This is a genomic window from Pseudohaliea sp. (assembly GCF_040217025.1).
Lineage (GTDB): Bacteria > Pseudomonadota > Gammaproteobacteria > Pseudomonadales > Halieaceae > Pseudohaliea.
This window is the reverse complement of the sequence record NZ_JAVJOA010000006.1, coordinates 1-15955: the sequence shown is the minus strand read 5'-3', so window position 1 is coordinate 15955 and position 15955 is coordinate 1. Positions and strand designations below refer to the sequence as shown.

The window sequence follows — 15955 nt, the reverse complement described above, 5'->3', positions numbered from 1 at the left end:
GAAGGCGTCGAGATGGTGATGCCGGGCGACAACATCCAGATGTCGGTGACGCTGATTGCGCCGATCGCGATGGAAGAGGGCCTGCGCTTTGCGGTCCGCGAAGGCGGCCGCACGGTGGGTGCGGGCGTCGTCTCGAAGATCATCGAATAAAGCGTTCGATACGTCGCCTCGAGTAAGCAGGCAGACCCGCGGCGGCCACGGCCGCCGCAGGACGGCGAGCCGAACCACCTTGAGAGGGGTTCGGCTTCGTTGTCTGTAAAAGTCGTTTGACGAAACGTGTTACAGGCCAGTAGCTCAATTGGCAGAGCAGCGGTCTCCAAAACCGCAGGTTGGGGGTTCGAGTCCCTCCTGGCCTGCCACTAGTGGCAGGTGTGATCCGGACGCGAGCGGATCGGAAAGGAAGTGTGAATGAGTGTGGAAACGCCAGCCAGTCGTTTTGACGCCCTGAAGTGGATCGTCGTCTTTGCGCTGGTCGCGGTCGCCGTGGTGGGCAACAGCTACTTCGCCAACGAGTCGTTGCTCTACCGCGTGCTCGGCATTCTCGTGCTGGCCGCCATGGCCGGTTTCGTGGCCCTGCAGACGGCCAAGGGGGCGGCGTTCTGGTCCCTGGTGAAGGGCTCGCGCACGGAGATCCGCAAGGTGGTCTGGCCGACCCGCCAGGAGACAGTGCAGACCACGCTGATCGTGGTGGCGTTCGTGCTCGTGGTGGCGCTGATCCTCTGGGGGCTCGACTCCTTCCTGGGTTGGCTCGTGTCACTGGTTATAGGTTAGGAGAGAAGCTGCCGATGGCAATGCGCTGGTACGTCGTACACGCCTACTCCGGTTACGAGAAAAAGGTGGCCGCAAGCCTCAAGGAGCGGATCGAGCTGCACGGGATGCAGGATCGCTTCGGTGAGGTGCTGGTGCCGACGGAGGAAGTCGTGGAGATGCGCGGCGGCCAGAAGCGGCGCAGCGAGCGGAAGTTCTTCCCCGGCTACGTGCTGGTGCAGATGGAACTCGACGACGATACCTGGCACCTGGTGAAGGAAACGCCGCGGGTGCTCGGCTTCATCGGCGGCAAGGCCGACGCGCCGGCGCCGATCAGCGAGGCCGAGGCCAACGCCATCCTCAACCGTATCGAGGAAGGCACGGAAGCGCCGAGGCCGAAGACGCTCTTCGAGCCGGGCGAGATGGTCCGCGTGATCGACGGCCCCTTCAACGACTTCAACGGTGTCGTCGAAGAGGTCAACTACGAGAAGAACCGCCTCAATGTGGCGGTGTTGATCTTCGGTCGTTCCACCCCGGTGGAACTGGAATTCAGCCAGGTCGAAAAGGCCTGAGCAGGCGCGGCGGGGCCGACCCCGCCGCTTGTGGAACGGACGGCCCTGGCCGTCCCAATGGGGAGCCAGCCAGGCCCGCAGGGCCCGCGGCGGCGCTTGTACCCGGGAGAAGGTAAACAATGGCAAAGAAAGTCGAAGCTTACATCAAGCTGCAGGTGCCGGCCGGTCAGGCCAACCCGAGCCCGCCGGTGGGCCCGGCGCTGGGCCAGCACGGCGTCAACATCATGGAGTTCTGCAAGGCGTTCAACGCCGAGACCCAGGGCACCGAGCCCGGTCTGCCGATCCCCGTGGTGATCACGGTTTACAACGATCGCTCCTTCACCTTCATCAGGAAGACGCCGCCGGCGGCGGTACTCCTGCGCAAGGTCGCGGGCATCAGCAAGGGTTCCGGTGAGCCGAACACGAAGAAGGTCGGCAAGGTCACCCGCGCCCAGCTCGAGGAGGTCGCCGAGCAGAAGTGGCCTGACCTCACGGCAGCCGACATGGATGCGGCGGTGCGCACGATCGCCGGTAGCGCCCGTTCCGCGGGTCTCGACGTCGAGGGGGTGAACTGAGATGGCCAAGCTTTCCAAGCGCCTGCGCGCCTACCGTGAAAAAGTCGACCGCAACCGGGCCTATCCGCTCGAGGAGGCGGTAGCCCTGCTCAAGGAGCTGTCGACGGCAAAGTTCAACGAGACCGTGGAAGTTGCGGTCAAGCTCGGCGTGGACGCCCGCAAATCGGACCAGGCGGTCCGCGGCGCCACGACGCTGCCGCACGGCACGGGCTCCGATGTCCGCGTCGCCGTGTTCACCCAGGGTGAGAACGCCGACAAGGCCAAGGCTGCCGGTGCCGACTTCGTCGGCATGGAGGAGCTGGCTGAAGAGATCAAGGGCGGCATGATGGACTTCGACGTTGTCGTGGCCTCCCCGGATGCCATGCGCGTCGTCGGCCAGCTGGGCCAGCTCCTCGGCCCCCGCGGCCTGATGCCGAACCCGAAGACCGGCACTGTCACGCCGGACGTCGAGACGGCCGTGAAGAATGCCAAGTCCGGCCAAATGCGTTTCCGCACGGACAAGAACGGCATCATCCACGGCGGCATCGGCAAGATCAGCTTCGAGCTGGATGCAATCAAGGGCAACCTGGAAGCCGTCCTGGCGGACCTGAAGAAGGCCAAGCCGTCGGCTGCCAAGGGCATCTACATGAAGAAGGTCACCCTGTCCACGACCATGGGCCCGGGTGTGACCATCGACCAGGCGTCGATTGAAGCGTAAGCGAGCTGTAACCGATCTGTTGACCGCGGGCGCGAAAGCGCCCCGGTAACGGGCGCCGCCACGGAAGGCGGCGCTGACGGCCGGCAGGGCACCCACGGAACCTGAGTGAGTGTCGCGCCGGCCTGCTTTGAGGTCTTTGGACAATGCGCCCGGGATGCGTCCCTCGCCATGAACTGAAGGCCATCAAAGACCGTAGGTGCGGCGCGCGCGCGCGCGGCCTAAACGGGCCCGGCCCGGCCTACGCAGATGGTGGATCCGTTCACCGCGAACGTGGCCACCGCAGAGGATGGCGGTGGCCTTAGCAAGCAAACCAGGAGTAAAGACCAGTGGCAATTGCACTCGAAGACAAGAAGGCGATCGTCGCCGAAGTCAATGAGACCGCCACCAACGCCCTGTCCCTCGTCATTGCAGATGCGCGCGGCGTGTCTGTCGACGGGATGACGGCCCTGCGTAAGGAAGCGCGCGAGAACAAGGTGACCCTCCGCGTCGTGCGGAACACCCTGGCCAAGCGCGCCTTCGAGGGCACGGAATACGAGTGCGTCACCGACGCGCTGGTAGGCCCGTCCCTGTTCGGGTTTTCCATGGAAGACCCGGGTGCCGCAGCGCGCCTGTTCAAGGATTTCGCCAAGACGAACGACAAGTTCGAGGTGAAGGTGTTGGCGGTGAGTGGCCAGATGCTGGGTGCTGACCAACTGGACGTACTGGCCAAGCTACCGACCCGCGAGGAAGCCCTCGCCATGCTCATGAGCGTGATGAAGGCGCCGGTAACGAAGCTGGCACGGACCATGAACGAAGTACCTGGAAAACTGGTGCGCACACTGGCTGCAGTCCGCGAGCAGAAAGAGCAGGCCGCGGCCTAAGCCGGAATCTCAAAGTTACCGTACACAGGAGTAAGCACAATGGGTATGTCCAAAGACGACATTCTGGAAGCCATCGCCGCCATGAGCGTGATGGAAGTAGTCGAGCTCATCGACGCCATGGAAGAGAAGTTCGGCGTGACCGCCGCAGCGGCAGTTGCCGCAGCGCCGGCTGCAGCCGGTGGTGACGCCGGTGGCGCCGCCGCAGAAGAGCAGACCGAGTTCGATGTCATGCTGACGTCTGCCGGCGAGAAGAAGGTCAACGTGATCAAGGTTGTCCGCGCTGTAACGGGCCTCGGCCTTAAGGAAGCCAAGGGCCTCGTCGACGGCGCGCCGTCTGCGGTCAAGGAAGGCGCTTCCAAGGAAGAAGCCGAAGACATCAAGAAGCAGCTTGAAGAAGCCGGCGGCACTGTCGAGCTCAAGTAAGGCTGGTGTTTGTCCGGCTCCGCCGGACACTCGAAAGGCTGGTGGGCGCTGTGCCCGCCGGCCTTTTCCCGCTTCTGCGGGACGGATTCAGGGGCGGCGCTGCCGCCCGTTGCGAGCTCGCTGAGAGCTTGATGATTTAGCCCGACTCCGGGCTGGCGGACGGCAGATGCGTCCGGGGCATACAATGCTGGGGAGTACTGATGGCCTACTCATACACTGAGAAGAAACGCATTCGCAAGCACTTTGGGAGCCTGCCCAAGGTCATGGACGTGCCGTTCCTGCTCGCGATTCAACTCGATTCCTATCGCAAGTTCACCCAGCAGGGCATTCCCGCTGACGAGCGCGATGACTATGGCCTGCACGCCGCCTTCAAGAGCGTCTTCCCCATCGTGTCCTACAGCGGCAACGCCGCGCTGGAGTACGTGGATTATCGCCTGGGCACGCCGGTCTTCGACGTCGCGGAGTGCCAGCTCCGCGGTGTCACCTACTCCTGTGCCCTGCGGGTCAAGGTGCGCCTGATCATCTATGACAAGGAAAGCGCCAACAAGACAATCAAGGACATCAAGGAGCAGGAAGTCTACATGGGGGAAATCCCCCTGATGACCGAGAACGGTACCTTCGTCATCAACGGTACCGAGCGCGTGATCGTTTCCCAGCTGCACCGCTCCCCGGGTGTGTTCTTCGATCACGACAAGGGCAAGACCCACTCCTCGGGCAAGCTCCTCTATTCCGCGCGGATCATCCCCTACCGCGGCTCCTGGCTGGACTTCGAGTTCGATCCGAAGGACCTCGTCTACGCGCGCATCGATCGCCGCCGCAAGCTGCCGGCGACCATCCTGCTGCGCGCCCTCGGCTACGAGTCCGAGGAAATCCTCGACATGTTCTTCGACGCGAATACCTTCACGGTCGACGACGAGGGTGTCTACCGCATGGCGCTGATCCCCGAGCGCCTGCGCGGTGACGTTGCATCCTTCGACATCAAGATCGGCCGCAAGGTCGTCGTCGAACAGGGCCGCCGCATTACCCAGCGCCACATCCGGGAGCTGGAAAAGGCCAACATGAGCGAGCTGGAGATCCCCCGGGAATACCTCTTCGGCCGCGCGCTGGCGAAGAACATCGTCGACGAGAAGACCGGCGAAGTGCTCGTAGAGTGCAACACCGAGATCTCCGAGGAGGTGCTGGCGAAGCTCGAGGCCGCCGGTGTCAACCAGATCGATACGCTTTACACGAACGAGCTCGACTGCGGCCCGTTCATCTCCGAGACCCTGCGCCAGGACCCGACGCGCACGGAGCTCGAGGCGCTGGTGGAAATCTACCGGATGATGCGCCCGGGCGAGCCGCCGACCAAGGAGTCTGCCGAGAACCTGTTCCAGAACCTGTTCTTCTCGGCGGACCGCTACGACCTCTCGGCGGTCGGCCGTATGAAGTTCAACCGCCGCCTCGGCCGCGATGAGATTACCGGCAGCGGTATTCTCTCCCGCGAGGACATCGTCGAGGTGCTCAAGGCGCTGATCGGCATCCGTAACGGCAAGGGCATGGTCGACGACATCGACCACCTCGGCAACCGCCGCATCCGCAGCGTCGGCGAGATGGCCGAGAACCAGTTCCGCGTGGGCCTGGTGCGCGTCGAGCGTGCCGTGAAGGAACGCCTGTCCATGGCCGAGAGCGAGGGGCTCATGCCGCAGGACCTCATCAACGCCAAGCCGGTGTCGGCGGCGGTGAAGGAGTTCTTCGGCTCCAGCCAGTTGTCCCAGTTCATGGACCAGAACAACCCGCTCTCGGAGGTGACCCACAAGCGCCGCGTCTCGGCCCTCGGCCCGGGCGGCCTGACCCGCGAACGCGCCGGTTTCGAGGTGCGGGACGTGCACCCGACCCACTATGGCCGCGTCTGCCCGATCGAGACGCCGGAGGGCCCGAACATCGGCCTGATCAACTCGCTGGCGGTCTACGCCCGCACCAACGAGTACGGCTTCCTCGAGAGTCCCTATCGCCGGGTGGTGGACGGCCAGGTGACCGACGAGATCGAGTACCTGTCGGCCATCAACGAGGCCGAGCACGTGATCGCCCAGGCCTCGGCCAGCCTCGACAAGAACAACCGCTTCGTCGATGACCTGATCACTGTGCGGCACATGAACGAGTTCAACCTCATGCCGCCGGAGCGTGTCGATTACATGGACGTGTCGCCGCAGCAGGTGGTGTCCGTGGCCGCGGCCCTGATCCCGTTCCTCGAGCACGACGACGCCAACCGCGCCCTCATGGGCTCGAACATGCAGCGCCAGGCGGTGCCGACGCTGCGCAGCGAGAAGCCGCTGGTGGGTACCGGCATGGAGCGTTTCGTGGCCGGCGACTCGGGTGTCTGCGTGGTCGCGCGCCGCAACGGTGTCATCGACTCCGTCGACGCCAGCCGCATCGTGGTGCGGGTGGACGACGCGACCGTGGGCCCCGACGAGGCGCCCGTCGACATCTACAACCTGACCAAGTACACGCGCTCGAACCAGAACACCTGCATCAACCAGCGGCCGATCGTCAGCCGCGGTGACCGGGTGGAGCGCGGCGACATCCTGGCCGACGGCCCGTCCATCGATATGGGCGAGCTGGCGCTGGGGCAGAACATGCGTATCGCCTTCATGCCCTGGAACGGCTACAACTTCGAGGACTCGATCCTGGTCTCCGAGCGGGTGGTGAAGGAAGACCGCTTCACGACCATCCACATCCAGGAGCTCACCTGTATCGCCCGCGACACGAAGCTCGGGCCGGAGGAGATCTCCTCCGACATCCCCAATGTCGGTGAAAGCGCCCTGGCCAAGCTGGACGAGTCCGGCATCGTCTACATCGGTGCCGAGGTGGACGCCGGCGACATCCTCGTGGGCAAGGTCACGCCGAAAGGTGAGACCCAGCTCACGCCGGAGGAGAAGCTGCTGCGCGCGATCTTCGGCGAGAAGGCCTCGGACGTGAAGGATACGTCCCTGCGCGTGCCGTCCAGCACCAAGGGCACGGTCATCGACGTGCAGGTCTTCACCCGCGACGGCCTCGAGAAGGACGCCCGCGCCCAGCAGATCGAGAAGATGCAGCTCGACGAGTTCCGCAAGGACCTGAAGGAGGAGTACCGCATCTTCGAGGAGGCGACCTTTGCGCGCCTCGCGAACCTGCTCAAGGGCAAGAAGACGGTCAGCGGCGGCAACCTCGCCAAGGGCACGACGCTCTCGGAGAAGGTCCTGGAGGAGCTGGACCGCGAGCAGATGCTCAAGCTGAAGCTTTCCGAAAGCGACCTGAACGACGCCCTAGCTTCCGCGGCGCGGCAGCTCGAGGAGCAGAACAAGCTCCTCGAGGAGCGCTTCGAGGACAAGAAGCGCAAGCTGCAGAGTGGCGACGATCTCGCCCCCGGCGTGCTCAAGATCGTCAAGGTCTACCTGGCGGTCAAGCGCCGCATCCAGCCGGGCGACAAGATGGCCGGCCGGCACGGCAACAAGGGCGTCATCTCGGTCATCATGCCCGTGGAGGACATGCCCTTCGACGAGAACGGCGAGCCTGTGGATATCGTCCTCAACCCGCTCGGCGTGCCGTCGCGCATGAACGTGGGCCAGATCCTCGAGACGCACCTGGGCATGGCGGCCAAGGGCCTCGGTGACAAGATCAACCTGATGGTCCAGGAGCAGCGCAAGGCGGCGGAGATCCGCAAGTTCCTCGACTCGATCTACAACAACGGCGCGGGCCGCCCGGAGAACTTCGACGAGCTCACCGACGACGAGGTTTTCGCCCTGGCTAAGAACCTCTCCGGCGGCGTGCCGATGGCAACGCCGGTGTTCGACGGCGCCCAGGAGGAGTCCATCAAGGCTCTTCTCGAGCTCGCGGACATGCCGGAGAGCGGCCAGTTTACGCTCTACGACGGGCGCAGCGGCGATGCCTTCGACCGCCCGGTGACGGTCGGCTACATGTACATGCTGAAGCTGAACCACCTCGTGGACGACAAGATGCACGCGCGGTCCACGGGCTCCTACAGCCTCGTCACCCAGCAGCCGCTGGGCGGCAAGGCGCAGTTCGGCGGCCAGCGCTTCGGCGAGATGGAGGTCTGGGCCCTCGAGGCCTACGGCGCCGCCTACACGCTGCAGGAGATGCTCACCGTGAAGTCCGACGACGTCGCGGGGCGCACCAAGATGTACAAGAACATCGTCGATGGGGACCATCGCATGGAGCCGGGCATGCCCGAGTCCTTCAACGTGCTGGTCAAGGAAATTCGCTCCCTCGGTATCGATATCGAGCTGGAGAACGACTAGACCGCGAATGGACAGGGAGCGGGAGGCGCGAGCCGCGCCTCCCCGCCCGCAACACCTCTTGGAGGATAGGCCTTGAAAGACTTACTGAATCTGCTCAAGTCCCAGGGACACACGGAAGAATTTGACTCCATCCGCATCGGCCTCGCGTCCGCGGACATGATCCGCTCGTGGTCCTACGGCGAAGTCAAGAAACCCGAAACGATCAACTACCGCACCTTCAAGCCGGAGCGCGATGGCCTTTTCTGCGCCAAGATCTTCGGCCCCGTGAAGGACTACGAGTGCCTCTGCGGCAAGTACAAGCGCCTGAAGCACCGCGGCGTGATCTGCGAGAAGTGCGGCGTCGAAGTCGCCCTGGCCAAGGTGCGCCGGGAGCGCATGGGCCACATCGAGCTCGCCAGCCCGGTTGCCCACATCTGGTTCCTGAAGTCCCTGCCTTCGCGCATCGGGCTGCTGCTGGACATGACCCTGCGCGATATCGAGCGCGTACTCTACTTCGAGTCCTACATCGTGACGGACCCGGGCATGACCACCCTCGAGCACGCCCAGCTGCTCACCGACGAGCAGTACTACGAGGCAATGGAGGAGTTCGGCGACGAATTCACGGCGAAGATGGGTGCCGAGGCCGTCCAGGATCTCATGAAGCAGATCGACATCGACGGTGAGATCGCTCAACTGCGCGAGGAAATCCCGCAGACGAACTCCGAGACGAAGATCAAGAAGCTGTCCAAGCGTCTGAAGCTGCTCGAGGCCTTCGCCAACTCCGGCAACAAGCCCGAGTGGATGGTCCTCAATGCGCTGCCCGTGCTGCCGCCGGACCTGCGTCCGCTGGTACCGCTGGACGGCGGCCGCTTCGCGACCTCGGACCTCAACGACCTGTACCGCCGGGTGATCAACCGCAACAACCGCCTCAAGCGGCTGCTGGACCTGAACGCCCCGGACATCATCGTTCGCAACGAGAAGCGCATGCTGCAGGAGGCCGTCGACGCGCTGCTGGACAACGGCCGCCGCGGCCGCGCCATCACCGGCTCCAACAAGCGCCCGCTGAAGTCCCTGGCCGACATGATCAAGGGCAAGCAGGGCCGTTTCCGCCAGAACCTGCTCGGCAAGCGTGTGGACTACTCCGGCCGTTCCGTGATCGTGGTCGGTCCGACGCTCAAACTGCACCAGTGCGGCCTGCCCAAGAAAATGGCGCTCGAGCTGTTCAAGCCCTTCATCTTCGGCAAGCTCGAGGCACGGGGTCTTGCGACCACCATCAAGGCCGCCAAGAAGATGGTCGAGCGCGAGCCGCCGGAAGTGTGGGACATCCTCGCGGAAGTCATCCGCGAGCACCCGGTGCTCCTGAACCGCGCCCCGACGCTGCACCGCCTTGGCATCCAGGCCTTCGAGCCGGTGCTCATCGAGGGCAAGGCCATCCAGCTGCACCCGCTGGTCTGTGCCGCCTACAACGCCGACTTCGACGGCGACCAGATGGCCGTGCACGTGCCCCTGACCCTCGAGGCACAGCTCGAGGCGCGGGCGCTGATGATGTCCACGAACAACATCCTGTCCCCGGCCAACGGCGAGCCGATCATCGTGCCGTCCCAGGACGTGGTGCTGGGTCTCTATTACATGACCCGCGAGCGCATCAACGCGAAGGGCGAGGGCCGGGCCTTTACCAATGTGGCCGAGGTGCACCGCGCCTACTACGCCGGCCAGGTGCACCTGCAGGCGCGGGTCAAGGTGCGCATCAGCGAGATGGTGATCGGTGACGACGGCGAGCGCGAATCCCGCGACTTCCTGGCCGACACCACCGTGGGCCGTGCCCTGCTGTGGGAGATCGTGCCCGAGGGCATCGCCTTCGCCATGGTCAACCAGCCCATGGCCAAGCGGGCGATCTCGCAGATCATCAACCAGTGCTACCGGGCCGTGGGCCTGAAGGCCACGGTGATCTTCGCGGACCAGCTCATGTACATGGGCTACGACTTCTCAACCCGCTCCGGCGCGTCCATCGGTGTCAACGACTTCGAGATCCCGGAAGAGAAGACGCGCATCATCGACAGCGCGGAAGCCGAAGTGAAGGAGATCGAGGACCAGTTCGCCGCCGGTCTCGTGACCGCGGGCGAGAAGTACAACAAGGTCATCGACATCTGGTCCCGGGCGAACGACCTGGTATCCAAGTCCATGATGGAAGGCCTGTCCAAGGAGACCGTGGTCAACCGCGAGGGTGAAGAGGAGGACCAGGCGTCCTTCAACTCCGTGTTCATCTACGCAGACTCCGGTGCCCGGGGCTCCCCCGCGCAGATCCGCCAGCTGGCGGGCATGCGCGGCCTCATGGCCAAGCCGGACGGCTCCATCATCGAGACGCCGATCACCGCGAACTTCCGCGAAGGCCTGAACGTACTGCAGTACTTCATCTCGACCCACGGCGCGCGGAAGGGCCTGGCGGATACCGCCCTGAAGACCGCCAACTCCGGTTACCTGACCCGCCGCCTCGTCGATGTGGCGCAGGACCTCGTGGTCACGGAAGAGGACTGCGGCACGGACCGCGGCCTGCTCATGACGCCGGTCATCGACGGCGGCGACATCATTGAGTCCCTCGGTGACCGGGTGCTCGGGCGTATCGTCGCCCGCGACGTGATCCGGCCGGGCACGGAAGACGAGATCGCCGTCACCGCCGGCACCATGCTCGACGAACTGTGGATCCGCCGCCTCGAGGAAATGGGTATCGACGAGGTGGAAGTACGCTCGCCGATCACCTGCGAGACGCGCCACGGTATCTGCTCGGCCTGCTACGGCCGGGACCTCGCCCGGGGCCACAAGGTCAACAACGGCGAGGCGATCGGGGTGGTCGCAGCGCAGTCCATCGGCGAGCCGGGTACGCAGCTCACCATGCGGACCTTCCACATCGGTGGTGCGGCGAGCCGGGCAACGGCCCAGGACAACATCCAGATCATCAACGACGGCACGGTACGCCTTCACAACGTGAAGGTCGTGGAGCGCCAGGACGACAACCTGATTGCCGTCTCCCGCTCCGGCGAGCTGTCGATCCTCGATCGCATGGGGCGCGAGCGCGAGCGCTACAAGCTCCCCTACGGCGCCATCATTAAGGTGGCGGACAACGCAGCGGTCAGCGCCGGTGACGTCGTTGCCAGCTGGGACCCGCACACCCACCCGATCATCACCGAGGTGGCCGGTACGGTGAAGTTCTCCGGCATGGACGAGGGCATCACCATCAAGCGCCAGACGGACGAGCTCACGGGCCTGTCCAGCATCGAGGTCATGGACGCCTCCGAGCGCCCGGCGGCGGGCAAGGACATCCGCCCGGCGATCACCCTGGTGGACGATAACGGCGAGGAGCTGTGCCTGGCGGATACCAACGTGCCCGCGCACTACTTCCTGCCGCCCGGCGCCCTGGTGGGCATCGAGGACGGTGTCCGCGTCGAGGTCGGTGACGTTATCGCCCGTATCCCGCAGGAAGGCTCCAAGACCCGGGACATCACCGGTGGTCTGCCGCGGGTGGCGGACCTGTTCGAGGCGCGCAAGCCGAAGGAACCGGCCATCCTGGCCGAGATCTCCGGCACCGTGAGCTTCGGCAAGGAGACCAAGGGCAAGCGCCGGCTGGTCATCACCCCCACGGACGGCAAGCCGCTGCCCGATGGGTCGGACCACTACGAGGCGCTGATTCCCAAGTGGCGCAACCTCGGGGTCTTCGAGGGTGAATCCGTGCAGAAGGGCGAAGTGATTTCCGAGGGGCCGCTCAGCCCCCACGACATCCTCCGCCTGCAGGGCATCGAGGCGCTGGCGAAGTACATCGTCAACGAGATCCAGGAGGTCTACCGCCTCCAGGGCGTGAAGATCAACGACAAGCACATCGAGGTGATCGTTCGCCAGATGCTGCGCAAGATCGTGATCACGTCCGCCGGGGACTCGGAGTTCATCAAGGGTGAGCAGATCGAGTACGTCGCCTTCCTCGAGGAGAACGAGCGTCTCCTCGCCGAGGGCAAGGTGCCGGCGACCGGTGAGCGCGAGCTGCTGGGTATCACCAAGGCGTCCCTGGCCACGGAGAGCTTCATCTCCGCGGCGTCCTTCCAGGAGACCACCCGCGTCCTCACGGAAGCGGCTGTCACGGGCAAGCGCGATTACCTGCGCGGCCTGAAGGAAAACGTGGTCGTCGGCCGACTGATCCCCGCGGGGACGGGCCTGACCTACCACGAGGACCGCAAGCGCAAGCGCCAGGAAGCCGAGGAGTTCTCCGTGTCCGCCCAGGACATCGAGGCCGCGCTCTCCGAAGCGCTGCAGGAAGGGGGGCACGGCGAGTAGGCTCGCCGTACCGCCCGGATCCGGCGCCCGCAAGGGCTGCTTGACGCCCCGTGGGGGCGTCTATAGAATGCCGCCTCCTCTTTTGGGGGTGGCTTCGCTCGTCCTGTCGAAGCGGCCGCGCTGCGGCGGCTCGCGGGACCGGGGGGCGCACGCGCCCGTAACAATTTTTGGAGTAACAGACAGTAATGGCAACGATCAACCAGCTGGTTCGTAAGCCGAGGAAGCGCAAGGTCGAGAAGAGCGACGTGCCGGCCCTCCAGGCCTGCCCGCAGCGTCGCGGCGTGTGCACCCGGGTGTACACCACGACGCCGAAGAAGCCGAACTCCGCCCTGCGCAAGGTCTGCCGGGTGCGTCTCACCAACGGGTACGAGGTGTCCTCCTACATCGGCGGTGAAGGCCACAACCTGCAGGAGCACAGCGTGGTGCTGATTCGCGGCGGCCGGGTCAAGGACCTGCCGGGCGTTCGCTACCACACGGTGCGCGGCAGCCTCGATACCTCCGGTGTCTCGGATCGCCGCCAGGGCCGTTCGAAGTACGGCGCCAAGCGTCCGAAGTAACGCTGCCGGGGCCGCGCTGAAAGCGCCCGCCCCGACGGCACCATAGCAGTCAACACTGCAGTAAGGCCGGACCCCTGCCTCCCCCGCAAGTGGCAGGTCGGTGTCCGGGTAACCTGAAGAGAGAAGGTACTACTCATGCCGAGAAGAAGAGTCGTCGCCAAGCGCGAGGTGCTGCCCGATCCCAAATACGGGAACGCCACGCTGGCAAAATTCATGAACCACGTCATGGTCAGCGGCAAGAAGTCCGTGGCCGAAGGCATCGTCTACGGTGCCCTTGACCTGGTCAACGAACGCCTGAACCGGAACCCGATCGAGGTCTTCGACGAGGCCCTCGAGAACATCGCGCCCATGGTCGAGGTGAAGTCCCGCCGGGTCGGCGGCGCCACCTACCAGGTACCGGTCGAAGTGCGCCCCTCCCGTCGCGTGGCCCTGTCCATGCGCTGGCTGGTGGAGCACGCCCGCAACCGCGGTGAAAAGTCCATGCGCCAGCGCCTGGCCGGCGAGATCATCGACGCCTCCCAGGGCAAGGGCAACGCCGTGCGCAAGCGCGAGGACGTGCACCGCATGGCCGAGGCGAACAAGGCGTTCTCGCACTACCGGTTCTGAAGCAACCGCCCGACAACCTGTTAATGGGGATTACATTGTGGCTCGTAAAACACCGATAGCCCGGTACCGCAACATCGGTATCTGTGCGCACGTGGACGCCGGCAAGACGACGACCACCGAGCGCGTGCTGTTCTACACCGGCCTTTCGCACAAGATCGGCGAGGTGCACGACGGCGCGGCTGTCATGGACTGGATGGAGCAGGAGCAGGAGCGGGGTATCACCATTACTTCCGCCGCAACGACCTGCTTCTGGCAGGGCATGGACCAGCAGTTCGAACAGCACCGCATCAACATTATCGACACCCCCGGGCACGTTGACTTCACCATCGAGGTGGAGCGTTCCCTGCGGGTTCTCGACGGTGCCGTGGTCGTGCTCTGTGGTTCCTCCGGCGTGCAGCCCCAGACCGAGACGGTCTGGCGGCAGGCCAACAAGTACGAAGTACCGCGCATGGTCTTCGTCAACAAGATGGACCGCGCCGGCGCCAACTTCCGCTGGGTCGTGGACCAGCTCCGCGAGCGCCTGGGCGCCAACGCGGTGCCGCTGCAGATGACCATCGGTGCCGAGGACGAGTTCAAGGGCGTCGTTGACCTCGTCAAGAACAAGGCCATCCTCTGGAACGAAGAGGACATGGGCATGACTTACGAGTACGGCGAGATTCCCGCTGAGATCGCCGACGATGTCGCCGAGATGCGCGAGTACATGATGGAAGCCGCGGCCGAGGCCACGGAAGAGCTCATGGAGAAGTACCTCGAGGAAGGCGAACTCACCGAGGAAGAGATCAAGCAGGGCATCCGCGCGCGCACCATCGCCAACGAGATTGTCCCCGTGCTCGGTGGCTCCGCCTTCAAGAACAAGGGCGTGCAGGCCATGCTCGACGCGGTCGTCGAGTACCTGCCGGCGCCGACCGAGGTCAAGGCCATCGAGGGCACGCTGGATGACGGCGAAACCGTAGAGACCCGGGAAGCAGACGACGACGCACCGTTTGCTGCCCTGGCCTTCAAGATTGCCACGGATCCCTTCGTCGGTACGCTGACCTTCTTCCGGGTCTACTCCGGCAAGCTGGAGAGCGGCACCGCGGTGTTCAATTCCGTGAAGAGCAAGAAGGAGCGCGTCGGCCGCATGGTGCAGATGCACTCCAACTCGCGCGAGGAAATCAAGGAAGTGCTGGCCGGCGATATCGCCGCTGCCGTGGGCCTGAAGGACGTCACCACCGGTGACACGCTGTGCGCCCAGGATCACCCGATCATCCTCGAGCGCATGGAGTTCCCGGAGCCGGTGATCTCCGTGGCCGTGGAACCGAAGTCCAAGGCCGACCAGGAGAAGATGGGCATCGCCCTCGGCAAGCTGGCGCAGGAGGATCCGTCCTTCCGCGTGAAGACCGACGAGGAAACGGGCCAGACGATTATCTCCGGCATGGGCGAGCTGCACCTCGACATCATCGTCGACCGCATGCGCCGCGAGTTCAACGTGGAAGCGAACATCGGCAAGCCGCAGGTGGCCTACCGCGAGAGGATCCGCAACACCACCGAGATAGAGGGCAAGTTCGTTCGCCAGTCCGGCGGCCGCGGCCAGTACGGTCACGTCTGGGTCCGTTTCGAGCCGGGCGAGGATCCTGATGCCGAGGGCCTCGAGTTCGTGAACGAGATCGTTGGCGGTGTGGTGCCCAAGGAATACATTCCGGCGGTGCAGAAAGGTATCGAGGAGCAGATGCAGAACGGCGTACTCGCCGGCTACCCGCTCCTGGGCCTGAAGGCGACGCTGTACGACGGCTCCTACCACGACGTGGACTCCAACGAGATGGCGTTCAAGATCGCCGCCTCCATGGCCACGAAGCAGCTCGCCCAGAAGGGCGGCGCTGCGCTGCTCGAGCCGATCATGAAGGTGGAAGTGGTTACCCCGGAGGAGAACATGGGTGACGTGGTGGGCGACCTGAACCGCCGCCGCGGCCTGATCTCCGGCATGGACGAGACGCCCGCCGGCAAGGTGGTGAACGCCGAGGTGCCGCTGGCCGAGATGTTCGGCTACGCGACGGACCTGCGCAGCGCCACCCAGGGCCGCGCCACCTACACGATGGAGTTCGCCAAGTACGCCGAGGCGCCGAACAACATCGCCGACGAGATCGTCGCGAAGAACAAGGCGGGTTGAGGGCTGGAAAAGCATTCTTCCCGGCACGGGTATTACTGACAGCTATTCTGACGCTATTGCTTTAAGGAGTGATTCAAAGTGGGAAAGGAAACTTTTGAGCGCGCGAAGCCCCACGTCAACGTGGGCACCATCGGTCACGTTGACCACGGCAAGACGACGCTGACGGCGGCGCTGACGCGGGTATGCGCGGAAGTCTGGGGCGGTTCGGCGGTGGCGTTCG

The 15955-nt window shown here is 64.7% G+C and carries 13 protein-coding genes and 1 tRNA gene; all 14 read left to right on the top strand.

Going from position 1 to position 15955, the window contains the following annotated elements; translation table 11 throughout:
* On the top strand, positions 1-150 hold a 150-nt coding region (locus tag RKE50_RS03500), incomplete at its 5' end, for an EF-Tu C-terminal domain-related protein (RefSeq protein WP_502937868.1).
* 133 nt (positions 151-283) lie between these two features.
* A tRNA-Trp gene (locus tag RKE50_RS03495) sits at positions 284-359 on the top strand.
* A 49-nt stretch (positions 360-408) separates the two neighbouring features.
* Positions 409-771, top strand: a complete 363-nt coding sequence (gene secE / locus RKE50_RS03490) for a preprotein translocase subunit SecE (protein WP_350034458.1) — start codon at positions 409-411, stop codon at positions 769-771.
* A gap of 14 nt (positions 772-785) precedes the next feature.
* On the top strand, positions 786-1319 hold the full coding sequence (gene nusG / locus RKE50_RS03485; protein WP_350034456.1) for a transcription termination/antitermination protein NusG: 534 nt from the start codon (positions 786-788) through the stop codon (positions 1317-1319).
* A gap of 119 nt (positions 1320-1438) precedes the next feature.
* Complete coding sequence (rplK, locus tag RKE50_RS03480; RefSeq protein WP_350034454.1) at positions 1439-1873, top strand: 50S ribosomal protein L11; 435 nt, start codon at positions 1439-1441, stop codon at positions 1871-1873.
* 1 nt (position 1874) lies between these two features.
* Positions 1875-2570, top strand: a complete 696-nt coding sequence (rplA, locus tag RKE50_RS03475) for a 50S ribosomal protein L1 (protein WP_350034452.1) — start codon at positions 1875-1877, stop codon at positions 2568-2570.
* A gap of 326 nt (positions 2571-2896) precedes the next feature.
* On the top strand, positions 2897-3430 hold the full coding sequence (gene rplJ, locus RKE50_RS03470) for a 50S ribosomal protein L10 (protein ID WP_350034450.1): 534 nt from the start codon (positions 2897-2899) through the stop codon (positions 3428-3430).
* Positions 3431-3469: 39 nt separating this feature from the next.
* On the top strand, positions 3470-3853 hold the full coding sequence (gene rplL, locus RKE50_RS03465) for a 50S ribosomal protein L7/L12 (RefSeq protein WP_350034449.1): 384 nt from the start codon (positions 3470-3472) through the stop codon (positions 3851-3853).
* Between the two features lie 200 nt (positions 3854-4053).
* Positions 4054-8127, top strand: a complete 4074-nt coding sequence (rpoB, locus tag RKE50_RS03460) for a DNA-directed RNA polymerase subunit beta (RefSeq protein WP_350034447.1) — start codon at positions 4054-4056, stop codon at positions 8125-8127.
* A gap of 72 nt (positions 8128-8199) precedes the next feature.
* Complete coding sequence (gene rpoC, locus RKE50_RS03455; protein ID WP_350034445.1) at positions 8200-12426, top strand: DNA-directed RNA polymerase subunit beta'; 4227 nt, start codon at positions 8200-8202, stop codon at positions 12424-12426.
* A gap of 185 nt (positions 12427-12611) precedes the next feature.
* Positions 12612-12983: a 30S ribosomal protein S12 gene (gene rpsL / locus RKE50_RS03450; protein WP_035518018.1), complete on the top strand. Its 372-nt coding sequence runs from the start codon at positions 12612-12614 to the stop codon at positions 12981-12983.
* 135 nt (positions 12984-13118) lie between these two features.
* Positions 13119-13589 (top strand): 30S ribosomal protein S7, encoded by a 471-nt coding sequence (gene rpsG / locus RKE50_RS03445; RefSeq protein WP_350034444.1) that lies wholly within the window; start codon positions 13119-13121, stop codon positions 13587-13589.
* Between the two features lie 37 nt (positions 13590-13626).
* Complete coding sequence (gene fusA, locus RKE50_RS03440; RefSeq protein WP_350034442.1) at positions 13627-15735, top strand: elongation factor G; 2109 nt, start codon at positions 13627-13629, stop codon at positions 15733-15735.
* Between the two features lie 78 nt (positions 15736-15813).
* A partial coding sequence (locus RKE50_RS03435; protein WP_350034460.1) for a GTP-binding protein occupies positions 15814-15955 on the top strand: 142 nt, incomplete at its 3' end.